The 14,483-nt window shown below is 72.8% G+C and carries 9 protein-coding genes and 1 pseudogene; 4 read left to right on the forward strand and 6 right to left on the reverse strand.

Going from position 1 to position 14,483, the window contains the following annotated elements; translation table 11 throughout:
• Positions 1 to 246: 246 nt before the first annotated feature.
• Positions 247 to 894 (forward strand): hypothetical protein, encoded by a 648-nt coding sequence (locus ACFVSN_RS26055; protein WP_387596334.1) that lies wholly within the window; start codon positions 247 to 249, stop codon positions 892 to 894.
• On the opposite strand, the gene ACFVSN_RS26060 is transcribed toward ACFVSN_RS26055, so the two are convergent.
• On the reverse strand, positions 891 to 1,172 hold the full coding sequence (locus ACFVSN_RS26060; protein WP_387596337.1) for an EsaB/YukD family protein: 282 nt from the start codon (positions 1,170 to 1,172) through the stop codon (positions 891 to 893). The two genes, ACFVSN_RS26055 and ACFVSN_RS26060, sit on opposite strands and share 4 nt — an antisense overlap.
• Positions 1,173 to 1,777: 605 nt before the next feature.
• On the opposite strand from ACFVSN_RS26060, the gene ACFVSN_RS26065 reads away from it, so the two are divergent.
• Together ACFVSN_RS26065 and ACFVSN_RS26070 are read left to right on the forward strand one after the other, a co-directional pair.
• Positions 1,778 to 2,518: a DUF899 domain-containing protein gene (locus ACFVSN_RS26065; RefSeq protein WP_387596340.1), complete on the forward strand. Its 741-nt coding sequence runs from the start codon at positions 1,778 to 1,780 to the stop codon at positions 2,516 to 2,518.
• Between the two features lie 236 nt (positions 2,519 to 2,754).
• Positions 2,755 to 5,493, forward strand: a complete 2,739-nt coding sequence (locus ACFVSN_RS26070; RefSeq protein ID WP_387596343.1) for a LuxR C-terminal-related transcriptional regulator — start codon at positions 2,755 to 2,757, stop codon at positions 5,491 to 5,493.
• 53 nt (positions 5,494 to 5,546) lie between these two features.
• Here ACFVSN_RS26070 and ACFVSN_RS26075 read toward each other — a convergent pair whose 3' ends face one another.
• Entirely contained in the window at positions 5,547 to 7,403 is a 1,857-nt protein-coding gene (locus ACFVSN_RS26075; protein ID WP_387596346.1) for a serine/threonine-protein kinase, read from the reverse strand.
• Between the two features lie 373 nt (positions 7,404 to 7,776).
• Positions 7,777 to 9,117: a GH1 family beta-glucosidase gene (locus ACFVSN_RS26080; protein ID WP_387596349.1), complete on the reverse strand. Its 1,341-nt coding sequence runs from the start codon at positions 9,115 to 9,117 to the stop codon at positions 7,777 to 7,779.
• 436 nt (positions 9,118 to 9,553) lie between these two features.
• Here ACFVSN_RS26080 and ACFVSN_RS26085 point away from each other — a divergent pair, with 436 nt between their 5' ends.
• On the forward strand, positions 9,554 to 10,138 hold the full coding sequence (locus ACFVSN_RS26085) for an NADPH-dependent FMN reductase (RefSeq protein WP_387596352.1): 585 nt from the start codon (positions 9,554 to 9,556) through the stop codon (positions 10,136 to 10,138).
• Between the two features lie 6 nt (positions 10,139 to 10,144).
• Here ACFVSN_RS26085 and ACFVSN_RS26090 read toward each other — a convergent pair whose 3' ends face one another.
• From ACFVSN_RS26090 to ACFVSN_RS26100, 3 genes and pseudogenes are all read right to left on the reverse strand, one after another.
• A complete protein-coding gene (locus ACFVSN_RS26090) occupies positions 10,145 to 10,831 on the reverse strand; it encodes a TetR/AcrR family transcriptional regulator (RefSeq protein WP_380499418.1) in 687 nt (228 codons plus the stop codon).
• A gap of 10 nt (positions 10,832 to 10,841) precedes the next feature.
• The gene (locus ACFVSN_RS26095; protein WP_387596358.1) at positions 10,842 to 12,002 is read right to left on the reverse strand and encodes an FAD-dependent oxidoreductase; all 1,161 of its coding nucleotides are present in this window, start codon (positions 12,000 to 12,002) and stop codon (positions 10,842 to 10,844) included.
• A 141-nt stretch (positions 12,003 to 12,143) separates the two neighbouring features.
• Positions 12,144 to 14,480 (reverse strand): annotated as a pseudogene (locus ACFVSN_RS26100) (TIM-barrel domain-containing protein); the annotation flags it as partial.
• Positions 14,481 to 14,483 lie beyond the last annotated feature (3 nt).

The following is a 14,483-nucleotide window of genomic DNA, read 5'->3' on the forward strand; positions in this document are numbered from 1 at the left end:
GTCGGCGAACTCCCCAAAACCCGCTCCGGCAAGATCATGCGCCGCCTCCTGCGCGACATCGCCGAAGGCCGCGAAGTCGGCGACACCACCACCCTGACCGATGCCGCCGTGATGACGTCCATCCAGGCGCAGCTGACCGACGGTTCACCCAGGAGCTGATCGCGTCCCCACACGGCGAGGGGCCGCTCACCGGTTCGCTCCGGTGGGCGGCCCCTCGCCATCGAACTCCACCGAGGATCAGCCGAGTTGACCTACCGACCCGCGCTCGCCGCCACCAAGGCCACCGCCGCGCTCGCCCTGCTCCCCTGCCTCCTGCTCCCCTGCCTCCTGCTCGCCGGCCTGGCCGCCGGACCCGAAGGTGCGGCCGCCCCTGCCCCTCCGGTCTCCCGAACACTGCGCGGGCTCGGCAACCTGACGGCCGACCAGTCCGGACTGAGGATGACGGCCTTCGGGGCGGACGCCTCGCACGCCGCCGACGGCGCCGCAGTGACCGCGATGCCGGAGAACGCCGAGGAGAACCAGGAGTGGCTCGTACGGCCCGCCGCCGGCGACGAACTCGTCCTCCAGTCGCTCCTGCCGAGCACCGGTGACGACGGGACCGGCCCCCTGGTGCTCACCACGGATCCGGACGGCTCGGTCTACCTCGCACACGAGCGGGCCGGGAGCAGCCCGGAGCAGGCGAGCCCGGACCAGTCATGGACGTTCGCGGACGTCACCGCCCCTCCCCGGTGGACCACACCCGGCGCCGCCCCCGCCGGGCGGTCCACCACCCGGCTCCGGATCCACGCCCACCGGGGCGGCTGCCTCGTCGAGCAGGGCTACGGCGAGCGGCTCGCGGTCGGAGGCTGCGACGATCCCAGGGCCTGGTGGACGGCAGAGGGCTTGACCGGCTAGCCGACGACAGCCGAGCAGGACAGGTGCAGGACCTCCCCGTCCCGCAGCCCCAGCGAAACGGCCGTGTCACCGGGTTCGAGCGGAGCACCGCCGAGACGCCGCAGCGCCCAGTCCCCGTCACCGGCCTGGCTTCCGGCAACGCACCGGACCAGCGCCGGAATGAGCCCCACGACCGGGACGGTGACCGGAACGGCCAGCTCGACGAGACCCTCCGGCCCCACGACGGTCAGCTCGCGGACGGCGTGCGCGGGAGAGATGGCGGTCAGCGTGGCGGTCATGGTGCTCCTCGGATGCGCGAAACGGCGGGGACGAACGACTCCGGCAACCACGTGCCACACCGTCCGGACCGACGCGTCCGGTGTCTCCCAGTGCCTCCACCCTAGGAACCGGGCAGCCCGAGGACATGACGACCGCCACCGACAGAATTGCGTCCCCGGACCGAAACCTTCGAAGCGCCATCCACCGCGGCCGGCGCCCCCGGTAGGTGGCGATCAGGTCGCGGTGGATGGGGTACGACGCCCTCGGGGTGCGGCGCTGCGGCACTGCGGCGCGAAGTCGACGTGGACGAGACCGAAGCGCTGGTGGCAACCCTCGACCGACCGGGGCGTACGGGGTCAGCGGGGCCCACGTCATCGTCCCGGGTCACGGCGCCCCGTTCCCCGCCGGGTCGGCCCCGCGCTGACGGCCCCGGAGGGACCGGGGATCCCGCCGCGCGATCACGTCACCGCACAGGCGATTCGGCTTGGCTTCGAGCACCCGCCGCCGCGCGCGTACGGTGGATGTATGGCCGGACGGGTAGCCGGTGGCAGGCACGGCCGGCTGCCACTGCGGGTGACCGCACGCCGCGATGTGGCGTTCTGCTCCCACACAGGAGGGAAAGGTCATGCCCGAGCACAGGATCGGCACGCAGGAGGAGTTCGAGGCGGCGCGAGCGGAGCTGCTCGCGGAGGAGAAGAAGCTCACCCGACGAAGTGACGAGCTCGCGCGGAAGCGGCGGGAGCTTCCCTGGGTGCCGGTCGAGAAGGACTACGGCTTCGAGACCGAGGGCGGGACCAAGTCGCTCGCGGACCTCTTCGGCGGGCGCTCGCAGCTGCTTGTCTACCACTTCATGTTCGGCCCGCCGTACGAGGCCGGATGCCCGGTCTGCTCCTCGATCGCGGACACCCTCGACCCCAACGCGGTCCACCTCAAAGCCCGCGACGTGACGCTGATCTGCTCCTCGCGGGCGCCGATCGCCAAGCTCCTCGCCTACCGGGAGCGGATGGGCTGGGGCTTCGACTGGGTCTCCACCGCCGGCAGCGACTTCCACCGCGACCTCGGCTTCCAGTACACCGCGGAGGAGCTGGGGCCGTTCCTCGCTGGCGACATCCCGCCGACCGTCCGGCAGATGGCGGAGGCCTGCGGCACCGACGTGCCCGGGTACGTCACCGAGGGACCCGGGCTGAGCGCCTACGCGCTCTCGAACGGCACCGTCCACCGGACGTACGTCACCACCGCACGCGGCCTTGAGCCCGCCATGGCCTACTACGGCCTCCTCGACCGGACGCCGCTGGGCCGGCACGAGGAGGGCGAGGAGACCCACTGGCTGCGCCGCCACGACGAGTACGGCCCGCCGACCGCCTGACCCTCGAACGGCCCGCCTCTTCGGCTCCGCTCCGGAGCCGAAGAGGCGGGCCGGACTCCTACGGCTTCGGCGAATGACCACGGCCAAGTGGCCTGGTAGGGCTGGTCACGTGTCGTCAAGCATGCGAGCGCCGTGAAGGGCTGGTGATTCTGTCGTTCGCTGCGACTAATGTGCCGGTCATGTCGGATGGAATGCAGGACGGCGGATCCATCCTCGAGGGTTCGCCGGCCTGGAGGATGGCTGCCAGAGGGCGTCAACTATTCGGGCGGGCGGGGGAGATCGAGACGCTGCTGGAGGTGCTGGGTGACCTGACGACGGCGGGCGGACGGGCGATCGCACTGGTCGGGGAGCCGGGCATCGGAAAGAGCGCGCTGATGTCCACGGCCGTCGCACACGCCAGGGCCGCCGGGGTCCGGGTGGACACGGCCCAGGGGCAGTACGCGAGCGCACCCGCGCTCCCGGGCCTGCGGTCGCTGCTGGACGAGCCCTGCGACGTGCGCGAGCAGGTGACGCGGGACGGCGCGGCGGTGGTCGCCGTGGACGACCTGCACCATCTTGCGGCCGATCGGATCCCGGGCCTGGAGCGGGTGCTCCAGGCGACCGCCAACGGCCCGCTGCTCTGTCTGCTCGCCTACCGGCAGCGCCAGCTCTCGCCCGCGCTCGCCGCCGTGCTGTCCCGCGCGATATCCGCCGGCCTGCTCGACGTGTGGCAGCTCGGGCCGCTCTCCCCGGCAGCGACCAGGGAGTTGCTCGGCGAGCGTCCCGACCTGGAGAAGCTCCACCACGAGGGCCAGGGCAATCCGCAGTACCTCACGATCATGGCCTCCGACGGCCAGGCGATGGCCGCGGCCGGTACGGCGATCCTCGGTGAGCTGGCCGGCCTCGATGACACCGCGCGCACCGTGCTCCACGCCGCGGCGGTGTTCGACCACTCGTTCCACCCGGAGCTGCTCGCCGCCGCGCTGGGGCTGGAGTTGCCCGAGACCATGCGGGCTCTGGACCTGCTCACCGGCCTCGACCTGGTACGGCCGGCCAACGCCGGAGCGAAGATGGTCCTGCGTCACCCGGCGGTGGGTGCGGTCGTGTACCAGCAGATCGAACCCAGCCGGCGCCGGGACCTGCACCGCCGCTCGGCGGCCGCGCTGGCCAAGCTCGCGGTGCCGATCGCCCGGCGGGCCCACCATGTGGCGCGGTCCCTCGACCCGAACGAGCCGGAGCACCTCACCACCCTGATCGCCGCCTCGCGAGACGCGCTGCACACCTCCCCCGCTGTGTCGGCCGGGTATCTCGAGGTCATACTGCCGCTGCTCCGGGAGGGTGGGCAGCACTGGCACGAAGCGCAGGTGCTGCTCGCGCAGACGCGGCTGCTGACCGGCGACGCCACCGAGAGCCGGGCGATGCTCGACACGCTGCGCCGACCGGCGGCCGGCCGACCGCCGCACGGAAACCACGCCGTGACCGCACTCGCCGACGCGAGCCGGGCCGAACGGCAACTCGGCCGCTACAGCGAGGCCGGCGCCGTGGCGCGTGCCGGGCTCACGGCCCTGGCCGACCGCGACTGCGCCGCGGCGGCCGCCCTGCACTCCGAACTCGCCGACTGCGCCTACGACCTGCAGGACTACGAGAGCTGTCGGCAGCACGCCGAGACGGCCGCCGCGATCGCCCGCCGGAACCACGACCGGGTCAATGAGGCCAAGTCCCTGGCCCAGGCGTCGCTCGCCCACCTGTTCACCGGGGACCTCGCCGCGGCCGACCGCACCGCGGACAGCGCGGTCGAACTCGTCGACGCCGTCTCCGACGCCACCCTCCTGACCAATCTTGAGGCGCTGTACCACGTGGGCACGGCCGAAGGGACCCTCGGACGCCTGGCCGCCGCCGAGCGTCACCTCACCCGGGGCGCGGCGCTGTCCCGGCGCACCGGGCAGACGTACATCCAGCCCGCGCTGCTGATGGCGCTGGCCGGCACCCAGCTGCGCTGCGGGGACCTGCGCCGCACGCTGGCCACGCTCGACGAGGCCGACCGGCACACCGAGTTCGACGGCAACCCGGCGATCCGGGCAGTGCTGGCGGTGCTCCGCTCGCAGGTCCTGCTGTGGCGGGGCGGCTCCGCCGAGGTGCGCGAGGTGCTCGCGTCGGCCGATCGCGCGGCGGCGCTCGCCGACGGTCAGTCCACCGCCTGGGCCGTCAACGTCCGCTGCTCCCATGCCGAACTCGTGCTGATCACCGGGGATCCGGCCCGGGCGAGCCGGCTGCTGCTGGACGCCGCAGGCGGCGTCCACCTGCCCCGGGTCACTGCCTGGTGGCAACCACGCTGCTACGAGACCCTGACGCAGGCTGCGATTGCCGAGGGGGACCGGACGATGGCCGAGCACTGGGCGCACCTCGCCGAGGCCCGGGTCGACGAGCTGCCCTCCGCCAACCGTCGCGGGTACGCCGGGCGCACACGCATGTGGGCCCACCGGATGCGCGGGGACGTCGAGCAGGCTCGGCTCAGCGGGCTGGCGGCGGTCGCGGACTTCACCGTCGGCGGTGAGCGCATCGAGATGGGCCGCACGCTGGTCGCGGTGGCCGCGCTCACGCTGGACGGCCTGCGGACCGAGCAGGTGGCCGGGTGGCTCGACCAGGCCGCGGCGCTGGCCCACCAGTGCGGCTCGGCCCGGCTGGCCGACGAAGTCTCCCACCAGCGCGCCCGGTTGTTCACCGCGCTGGCTTCGTCCGCTGCTCCCTCCGCCCTCGTCCCGTCCGATGCCCGGAGCGGGGCGGATCCGGCCGGGCTGGCCCTGCTCACCGGACGGGAACAGGAGATCGCCCGCCTCGCCGGCACCGGCCTGACCAGCGGAGAGATCGCCGGCACGCTGTTCCTCAGCGTGCGCACGGTCGACACCCACCTCGGCCGGGTCTACCGCAAACTCGGTGTCTCCAACCGGGCGAGCCTCACCCGCGCCCTGCTCGGCGAGGCACCCGACACGGCATGAGGGAGTCGTCGCCCAACGGCTGCTCCGCCCGCTACCTCCCCCCTCGGACGGGGTCAGGAGCTGCGTTGCCAGGTGCTCAGCGAGAGCTTGACCTCGCCGGTCTGTACGTCGGCGGTCTCGATGGTCGCGATCGCGATGCTGTTGGCGGTGCGGTCGCGGATGCAGAGCAACCGGCCGCCGTTCACCTGGGCGAAGCCGACGTCGGCTCTGGGCTGGGTGTCGATCGCGGCGTTGCACTGGGCCGGGGTGGACGACGGGTCGGTCAGCACGGCGAAGTCGGAGAGGTCGAAGCCGGCCGCGCGGAAGGAGTCGGCCGAGACGCCACCGGTGGGGCTCTGGTGCGTCAGGGCGAGGGCCCACTTGGGAGCGGTGACGGCAGGGGCCGTCTTCCCGCCTGCCAGGTCGACCTGGTAGGCCTGGCTGGCGTACAGGCTGGCCGGGATCGTCAGTTCGACCTTGTTCACCACCGGGGTGTAGCTCCCCGCCGTCGCGGGCGCCGAGCCGCCGCCGACCGAGCCGGGTGCGCTGGGCGCGCCACCGGCCGACGAGGCGCCGGCGCTGGCCGCACCGGCGGCCGCGCTGGTGGGCGCACCGGTGGCCGCGCTGGTGGGCGCGGTTGCGGGAGCCGTCGATGCGGGAGCCGTCGTCGACGCGACCGGGGACTTCGCGGCGGCCGGGGCCTGGGCGACGTCGCTGCCGCTGGTGGTCGACGTGTCGTGCCGGGTCAGCAGCACCCCGGCCAGCGAGCCGCCGAGCGCCACCACCACGGCGATGGTCACCAGGGTCTTCCAGGAAACGCCTTTCGCCTTGGCCTGCGGCGGTGCGAGGGGCGGCGCAGCCCCGGCGATCGGAACGGTCTGCTCCGGATATTGCGCACGTGCGGTGGGCATCTCACTGAGCGGTGGTGGGGGAACCGCCGCCGGCGTCGGGGTACCGAGCGAGGGCACCGAGTCCAGGACGGTGGGGGTCGGCAGTGTCCTGGGCAGGTCGGAACGGCGGATGATCTCGGTGGCCACCGGCGCGGGGAGCCAGTCGTCGGCGAACCGCAACTGCCCACCGATCTCGGGGCGGTTGCGGACGAGCTCGATGATCTCGGCAGGCGTGGGACGGTCCTCGGGCGACTTGGCCAGACAACGCTCCAGCAGCGCGCGCAGCTCGGCGGGCACCGCGTCCAGCTCCGGTGGCTCGTGCACCACCCGGTAGAGCACCGCGGTCTCCGGCCCTTCGCCGAACGGCTGCACGCCGCCGGCCACATAGGCGGCCAGCGCGCCCAGCGCGAAGACGTCAGTGGCGGGGGTGACCGGGCGGCCCTGGGCCTGCTCGGGCGCCATGTAGGCGGGCGAGCCGATCCGGACCCCGGTGCCGGTCAGCGCGGTGGTGTCAGCGGCCCGGGCGATGCCGAAGTCGATCACCCGCGGACCGTCGGCGGCGACCATCACGTTGGCGGGCTTCAGGTCGCGGTGCACCACGTCGACGCTGTGGATCGCCTGCAGCGCCTCGGCGATGCCGCCGAGCAGCAGCAGCACGGTGCGCACCGGCAGCCCGCCGTGCTCGCGCGCCACCTGCTGCAGCGAGGGGCCCGGCACGTAGGCGGTGACCAGCCAGGGGGTGTCGGCCTCGGTACCGGCGTCGATCACCTGGGCGGCGTACAGGCCGTGGATCCGCTGAGCGTTGGCCACCTCCCGGGTGAACCGGCGGCGGAACTCGGGGTCCTCGGCGAACTCGGGGCGGACCACCTTGAGGGCCACCGGGCGTCCGCCGGGCGTGTAGGAGAGGTAGACCCGGCCCATCCCGCCGGCCCCCAGACGCGCGTACAACCGGTAACCGGCTACTTCGGTCGGGTCGTCCGCCTGGAGGGGCTGAAAGGCGGGTGGCGGCGATGCGGCGTGGTGGAGATCGTCTGCAGGCATGGGCAGGGATTCGCCTCACTGTGTGTCACTTGTGGAAATTCAGGCAGCCCTTGAATTCGGCTGGAGTGCTCTGTCAGAAGCGGCCTCGCGCGGATTCCCCGGACGGCATTCACGTGCCGCCGACAAGGGTCGCTAGGTAATCCGCTTCTTGATTGCTCCTGTCACCCCGGGCAAGCCTCCCCGGCGACGGGGCCCACGGGCGTCAGTAGAACTACGCATTCCGACTACGTAATCCACCGGGTTCCACCGACCCCCAGCCGCAGGCACGGATCCACACGCCGCGCCAAGCCGCACTCAGCCACGAAAGATGCTTCGCAGAGCCCGACCGGACCTGAATCGAGTCCGGCGGGTGCCACAACAGCCCAGCCCCCGACTACCGCTCACCCCGGGCCCGGTGGGTGGCGATCAGGTCGCGGTACCAGGCGTACGACGCCCTCGGCGTGCGGCGCTGCGTCGCGAAGTCGACGTGGACGAGGCCGAAGCGCTGGTGGTAGCCCTCGGCCCACTCGAAGTTGTCGAGGAGGGACCAGGTGTAGTAGCCGCGGACGTCGGCGCCCTCGGCGATGGCTTGGGCGAGGGCGTCGAGGTGGGTGGCGAGGAAGTCGATGCGGGGGTGGTCGGGGGTGGTGGACTCGTCGACGGAGCAGCCGTTTTCGGTGATGGTGATGGGCGGGAGGGCTTCGCCGTACATCTTCCGCAGGCTGGCCAGGAGTTGGCGCAGGCCGTCGGGGACGACGGGCCAGCCGAAGGCGGTGTGGGGGGCCTCGGGGATGTCGACGAGGTCGAAGGGCAGGCCCGGGGAGGTGGGGGCGGCGACGCGGGTGGGGTTGTAGTAGTTGAGGCCGAGGCCGTCCAGGCGCGGGGTGTGGATGAGGTCGAGGTCGCCGTCGCGGACGGCGCCGTAGATGTCGTCGGGGACGCCCAGGGCGGAGAGGTCGGGGTAGCGGCCGAGGAGGACGGGGTCGGTGAACAGGCGGTTGTGCAGGGCGTCGTAGGCCTCGGCGGCGGCTGCGTCTTCGGGTGACGAGGAGGCCGGCCACACCGGGGTGAGGTTGTTGGACAGCATCACCTCCAGGCCCCGCTCGTGGAGCAGCGAGGCGGCCAGGCCGTGGGCGAGGAGCTGGTGGTGGGCCGCGGGCAGGGCCTCGAACATGAGGGTGCGGCCGGGGGCGTGGGTGCCCAGGGCGTAGCCGAAGACGGTGTGGACGAAGGGCTCGTTGAGGGTGATCCAGGCGGGGATCCGGTCGCCGAGGCGGTCGGCCACGAGGGTGGCGTACTCGGCGAAGCGGTACGCCGTCTCGCGGTTGAGCCAGCCGTCGGCGTCCTCCAGAGTCTGTGGGAGGTCCCAGTGGAAGAGGGTGGGCAGCGGGGTGATGCCGGCTTCCAGGAGGGAGTCGACCAGGCGGTCGTAGAAGGCCAGGCCGGCGGGGTTCACAGGCCCCGTGCCGGTGGGCAGGATGCGGGACCAGGCGATGGAGAAGCGGTAGCCGTCCAGCCCGAGGCCCTTCATCAGGGCGATGTCCTCGGCGTACCGGTGGTAGTGGTCGCAGGCGACCGCTCCCGTGTGCCCGTCCCGGACGGCGCCGTGGCGCGCGGTGAAGACGTCCCAGACGGACGGGCCGCGGCCGTCCTCCTCCACCGCCCCCTCGATCTGGTAGGCGGCGGTGGCGGCACCCCAGCGGAATCCGGAGGGCAGGTCGAGGCGGTTCGGCATGGCAGCCTCCCGAGGCAAACATGAGGAGTACTCATGTTATCGCCGTGCCGCCGGAACGCCAGAGGACGGGTTTCCGCGTTCCAGCAGGGCGAGCCGGGTGTCGCGCCGCTGGGTGGCCTGGGGGCAGAGGCGGCGAGCACCGGCACGGCGGCGAACGGCTCGCCCCGCCACGAGTCCAGCAGGGCAAGCACAGGAGGAGGGCAGCAGCGTTCGCACCTCCGGGCCGGCGAGCAGCAGCGGCCCGAGCAACCCGAACCGGACCCCTGCGCCGGAACCCCCGTAGTGACGACCGGTCGCATCGACGGAGGAGGAGCAGGCTTCCTTGACAGCTGCCGCCGCGGCCGGACGGGGCTTGACGTCAAGTGCGCTTGAACTTCGATCATATGGACGTCGCCCCGCAGCGGGGCGCGCAGATCCGACTGTCGAGGAGTTCCCCATGTCCGCCACGCCCCTCCGTCTCGCCGTCATCACCGGTAGCGTCCGGGACGGCCGGTTCGGGCCGACCGTCGCCAACTGGGTCGCCTCGCTCGCCAAGGAGCGGGACGACCTGCTGGTCGATGCGATCGACCTCGCCGACCACCCGTTGCCGCACGAGCTGTCCCACAACCCCGGCAAGGAGGTTGCGCAGGTGCTGGCCGGGGTCTCGCCGCGGCTGGCCGAGGCGGATGCCTTCATCGTGGTCACCCCGGAGTACAACCACAGCTTCCCGGCCTCGCTGAAGAGCCTGATCGACTGGCACGGGAAGGAGTGGGCGGCCAAGCCGGTCGGCTTCGTCTCCTACGGCGGCCTGTCCGGTGGCCTGCGGGCGGTGGAGCAACTGCGGCAGGTCTTCGCCGAGATGCACTCCGTGACCGTCCGTGACGTGGTCAGCTTCCACAACTGCTGGGGGCTCTTCGACGAGACCGGCGCGCTGAAGGAGCCCGTCGGCGCGACGGCCGCCGCGACCACGCTGTTCAACCAGCTCGGCTGGTGGGGACAGGCCCTGCGCGAGGCCCGGGAGAAGAAGCCCTACGGCAACTGACGGGCACTAACGCGGGGTGGCGGCCGTCCCGTTGATCACCATGCGGAAGGTCCACGCGAGGCGGTCCTCCGGGGTGCCGGCGAGCAGGGCGGGGCCGAGGGCCGCGATGCGGGGGTGCTCGGGGGCGGTGGCGGCGAGCAGGGTTTCGGCGAGGGCGGTGTGTTCGGCCTCGGCGCCCGGGTCGGCGTCGCGGGCGGACTGTTCGGCGGCCGTCGCGGTGGCCACGAGCAGCAGGACGTCCACACCCCAGGCCGCCTGCCCGTCCGGCACGCCGCCCTCGTGCAGCAGCGCGAGGAGCGCCTCCACGACGGCGAGGTAGTGCGGGCCCGACGGGCGGGTGACGAGTGCGGTGTGGGCGAGCGCCGGATGCCGGAACAGCACCCCGGTGTACGAGCCGAGGACGGCCGCCAGGCGCTCGCGCCAGTCGCCGGCCGCCCGCACCGGCGCGAGGTCCACCGCGCCGAGGAACTCCTCCAGGATCGCCGCGTGCAGCTCGGCCGTGTTGGCGACGTACACGTAGAGCGAGGCCGGGCCGGTGTCGAGCTCCTGCGCGAGGCGGCGCATGGTCACCCGCTGCAGTCCCTCGGCCTCCAGGATCCGGACGGCGGCGGCGACGATGCCCTCGTAGGTGAGGGCCGGCTTGGCCGGGCGTTCGCGGCGGCTGCGGGGGCGGGGCGTCGGGGTGCTGCTCATGCCGCCCACCTTAGGCCGCGGGCCCGGTGACCAGGTCGAGCATCCCCTGGAGCCCGTCCGGCCCGAACATCCGCTCCAGGTTGGCCGCCGACTCCGCCGCCGAGGCCTCGCTGCGCGGGAACAGCTCCCGCTCGTACGCCGCGAGCGCCGCCTCGGCGGCGCCGGGGTGGGCGGCGATCGCCGCGCCCAGTTCGGCGCCGTCGAGCATGGCGAGGTTGGCGCCCTCGCCCGCGAACGGGGACATCAGGTGGGCGGCGTCGCCGAGGAGCGTGACGCCCGGGACGCGCTCCCAGCGGTGGCCGACCGGCAGGGCGTGGATGCGGCGCCCGACGAGCGGCCCGTCGGCGTCGGCGACGAGGGCGCGCAGGCCGTCGGACCAACCGTCGAACTCGGCGAGGACGGCCCGCTTGACCGCTGACGGATCAGCGGCGCCGAGGCCGTCCAGCCACTCCTCCCCCACCCGCAGGGCGGTGTAGACGTGGATGCTGCCGTCCGTTTCGAGGTGGCCGAGGAAGCCGCGGTCCTCGGCGAGCGCCATGAAGAACCCGCCGCCGACGAGCGCGGCGGCCTCGGGGTGACGGACGGCGGCGTCGTGCAGGTCGGCCTCGACGAAGGAGATGCCGGTGTAGGCGGGGACGGCGTCGGACAGCAGCGGGCGGACCCGCGACCACGCGCCGTCGGCACCGATCAGCAGGTCGGTGGTGAGGGTGCCGCCGTCGGCGAAGGCGACCTCGTGGCGGCCGTCACCGAGCGCCCGGACGCCGGTGGCCTTGCGGCCCCAGCGGACCGTCCCGGCGGGGAGGGAGCCGAGGAGGAGGTCGCGCAGGGCGCCGCGGTCCACCTCGGGGCGGCCGCCGGTGCCGTCGTCCGGGGCGTCGAGCCGGACGGTGCCGTCCGGGGCGACCAGCCGCATGGCCTCGCCGCCCTCGTGGACGAGGGCGCGGAAGCCGTCGTACAGGCCGGCCGCGTGCAGGGCGCGCTGGCCGGACTCCTCGTGGATGTCGAGCATGCCGCCCTGGGTGCGGGCCTCGGGGGACGCCTCCAGGTCGAACACGGCGGCCTCGACACCGTGAACGTGGAGCACGCGGGCGAGGGTCAGGCCGCCGAGGCCGGCTCCGAGGACGGCGATCGGGACGTGGGCGGGGACGGGGGCCGGGTTGCGCTGGGTCATGTCCGCTCCTTCGGGTCGCTGTCCTCTCCACGGTAACGAACATGTTCGTTACGAACAAGTTCGCCGAGACGAAGAAGGGGGGAGGGCGGAGGCCCGAAGACCTCCGCCCTCCCCCGGCTCAGCCCGGCTCGACCAGGCTCAGCCCGCCAGCGGTCCGGCTCCCGCCAGGAGCAGCGAGAAGCCCGAGTCCGTCGGCTGCTGCGGCGTCTTCACGTGCACCACGCCCGCCGCCGCGTCGTAGAACCACCCCGCGCCCGCCGCGTCCAGCCCGGCCTGCGAGGAGTAGCCGTCCAGCGGCTCGTGGTCCAGGAGCACCGCGCCCGGCCCGGCCCCGGCGTGGACGGTGAACTCGTAGGCGCGCGCGGCCGGCTTGCCCGTGTAGTCGCCCACGCTCGGGCCCACGTCCACGGTGGTCACGCCGTGCCCGCGCCCGACCGAGCGGACCGACACCTCCTGGGTGGCACCCGCGCCCTGCTCGTGCGCGCGCGTCGTGCCGTCGTCCTCGTAGAGCGTGAAGGAGGACTCGCCGCCCTTGGCGTAGACGTCGTAGGAGAGCCGGCCGGTGTCGCGGGTCTGCCACGACAGCGTGCCCTGCGGCCACATCGGCACGACGGCTCCGGCCCGGACGAACAGCGGCAGGGTGTCCAGCGGCGCCTGGTAGCCGTTGACCGTGGTCGGGCCCTCGTACGTCTTGCCCGTCCAGTAGTCCACCCACGTGCCCTTCGGCAGGTAGATGCCGTTGCGGACGGACGAGTTGTCGTACACCGGCGCGACGAGGAAGTCGCTGCCGCTCATGAACTCGTACTTCGCCGCGTCGCCCCACGTGTTCGGGTCGTCCGGGTACTCCAGCACGAGCGGCCGCACCGCGCCGACGCCCGTGCGGTGCGCCTCCTCGGCGAGCGTGTAGAAGTACGGCAGCAGGCGCTCCTTGAGCTGGAGGTAGCGCCGGTTGACCGAGGTGTACGGCTCGCCCGCCCGCCACGGCTGCTTGTCGGCGGCCGCCCAGCCGTCCATGGTCATGATGGCCGGGACGAAGGTCTTCCATTCCAGGTCCCGGGTCTCCACCTTCGGGTCGCTGCCGAAGATGCCGCCCACGTCACCGGTGTTGTACGCGATGCCGGACATGGCCGCGCCCGCGTACGTCGGGATCTGCCAGCGCACGTAGTCGTACGTGCCCTTCTGGTCGCCGCTCCACAGCACGCCGCAGCGCTGTGCGCCGGCCCAGGAGACGGGGAGCCAGACGAAGCCGCGGGCGTCGCTGTTCTGCTCGATGCCGTCCTTGGCCTTCAGACAGCCGTCCAGCGCGAACTTGTAGCCGGGGCCGACCCAGGCGACGTCCAGCTTGCGCACCCGCACGCCCGCCTTGACCTCCTCGCCCTGGTTGGGCAGGCCGGTCGACGTCCACAGGCCCAGCTGCATCTGGTGGTCGCGCAGGCCCTGGCCGGTCTGCTGGAGGTTCTCGTAGCCGCAGCCGTAGCCGTCGTTGACGAGCATCCAGCCGAGCGGCTGCTGGTTGGCGGTGTAGCCGTCGGCGACCTTGAGGGCGTCCAGGGTGTGCCGCTCGCCGCGGTTGGCGTTGTGCAGGTAGCAGTCGGAGTCGCCCGGTTCGAGGCCGTAGACGGGCGGCATGAAGGGCTTGCCGACGAGGTCGGTGTAGGCGCCGATGATGTTCTTGAGGTCCGGGCCGTAGAAGTAGTAGCCGTCGAAGCGGCGTTCGCGCTCGGACGTCTGCACCGGGTCGCCGAAGGTGTACGTGCCGGGGGCGTAGGTGTGGCGGAAGACGCCGTAGCCGGCCGAAGAGAGGTAGAAGGGCTGGGAGTTGTTGAACCCGCCCTCGTTCCAGTTGTAGTCGTTGGCGACGTGGACGGTCCTGCCCCGGTGGGAGAACGAGCCGTTCTGCTCGCCCGCGCCGTAGAACTGCTCCTGCGGCCCGCGGGCGAGGGTCTGCTGCATCGCGTCCTGGGTCCAGGTGAGGCCGCGGGTCTCCTCCCAGACGCGCTTGGTGTCGTCGTCGGTGTAGAGCGCGAAGCGCAGCGGCTGCTTGTACGCGCGCAGGGTGAGGTGCGCGGAGCTGATCGCGTAGTAGTCGCCCTCGTCGCGCTCCTCGACCGTCTTGAGGGTGGGCGGAGTCGTCGCGATCATCTCGCCGACGGGCGGGGCCGTGAAGGTGCCGTCCGGGCTGAACTGCAGGCGGAAGGCGTCCTCGGTGGTGAAGTCCACGCGGGCGCGGGCCGTCGCGCCCGCCTGGATCAGGTAGCCGTCGCCGTCCCGGGCGATGCCGGTCGCGTCGCCGACGGTGGTGGGCTCGGGGAGCAGCGCGGTCGCGGTGTAGGAGGAGTTCTTGACGGAGTAGGGCACCACCAGCACCTGGTAGGTGCCCGACGCGTCCGGGATCACGGCGGTGGTGGGGACGGCGCCGGTCTGGTTCTCGGCGACCTTGCGGCCCGCGCCGTCGTAGACGTAGAGGTCGAACTCCATGGT

Origin of the sequence: Kitasatospora sp. NPDC057904 (genome assembly GCF_042887925.1) — a bacterium.
GTDB lineage: Bacteria > Actinomycetota > Actinomycetes > Streptomycetales > Streptomycetaceae > Kitasatospora.

Bases quoted from the DNA above. Each gene is read 5' to 3' on its own strand.
- ACFVSN_RS26070 (WP_387596343.1), top strand. From the start codon at position 2,755: ATGGCTGCCAGAGGGCGTCAACTATTCGGGCGGGCGGGGGAGATCGAG.
- ACFVSN_RS26085 (WP_387596352.1), top strand. From the start codon at position 9,554: ATGTCCGCCACGCCCCTCCGTCTCGCCGTCATCACCGGTAGCGTCCGG.
- ACFVSN_RS26075 (WP_387596346.1), bottom strand. From the start codon at position 7,403: ATGCCTGCAGACGATCTCCACCACGCCGCATCGCCGCCACCCGCCTTT.
- ACFVSN_RS26080 (WP_387596349.1), bottom strand. From the start codon at position 9,117: ATGCCGAACCGCCTCGACCTGCCCTCCGGATTCCGCTGGGGTGCCGCC.
- ACFVSN_RS26060 (WP_387596337.1), bottom strand. From the start codon at position 1,172: ATGACCGCCACGCTGACCGCCATCTCTCCCGCGCACGCCGTCCGCGAG.
- ACFVSN_RS26095 (WP_387596358.1), bottom strand. From the start codon at position 12,002: ATGACCCAGCGCAACCCGGCCCCCGTCCCCGCCCACGTCCCGATCGCC.
- ACFVSN_RS26090 (WP_380499418.1), bottom strand. From the start codon at position 10,831: ATGAGCAGCACCCCGACGCCCCGCCCCCGCAGCCGCCGCGAACGCCCG.
- ACFVSN_RS26065 (WP_387596340.1), top strand. From the start codon at position 1,778: ATGCCCGAGCACAGGATCGGCACGCAGGAGGAGTTCGAGGCGGCGCGA.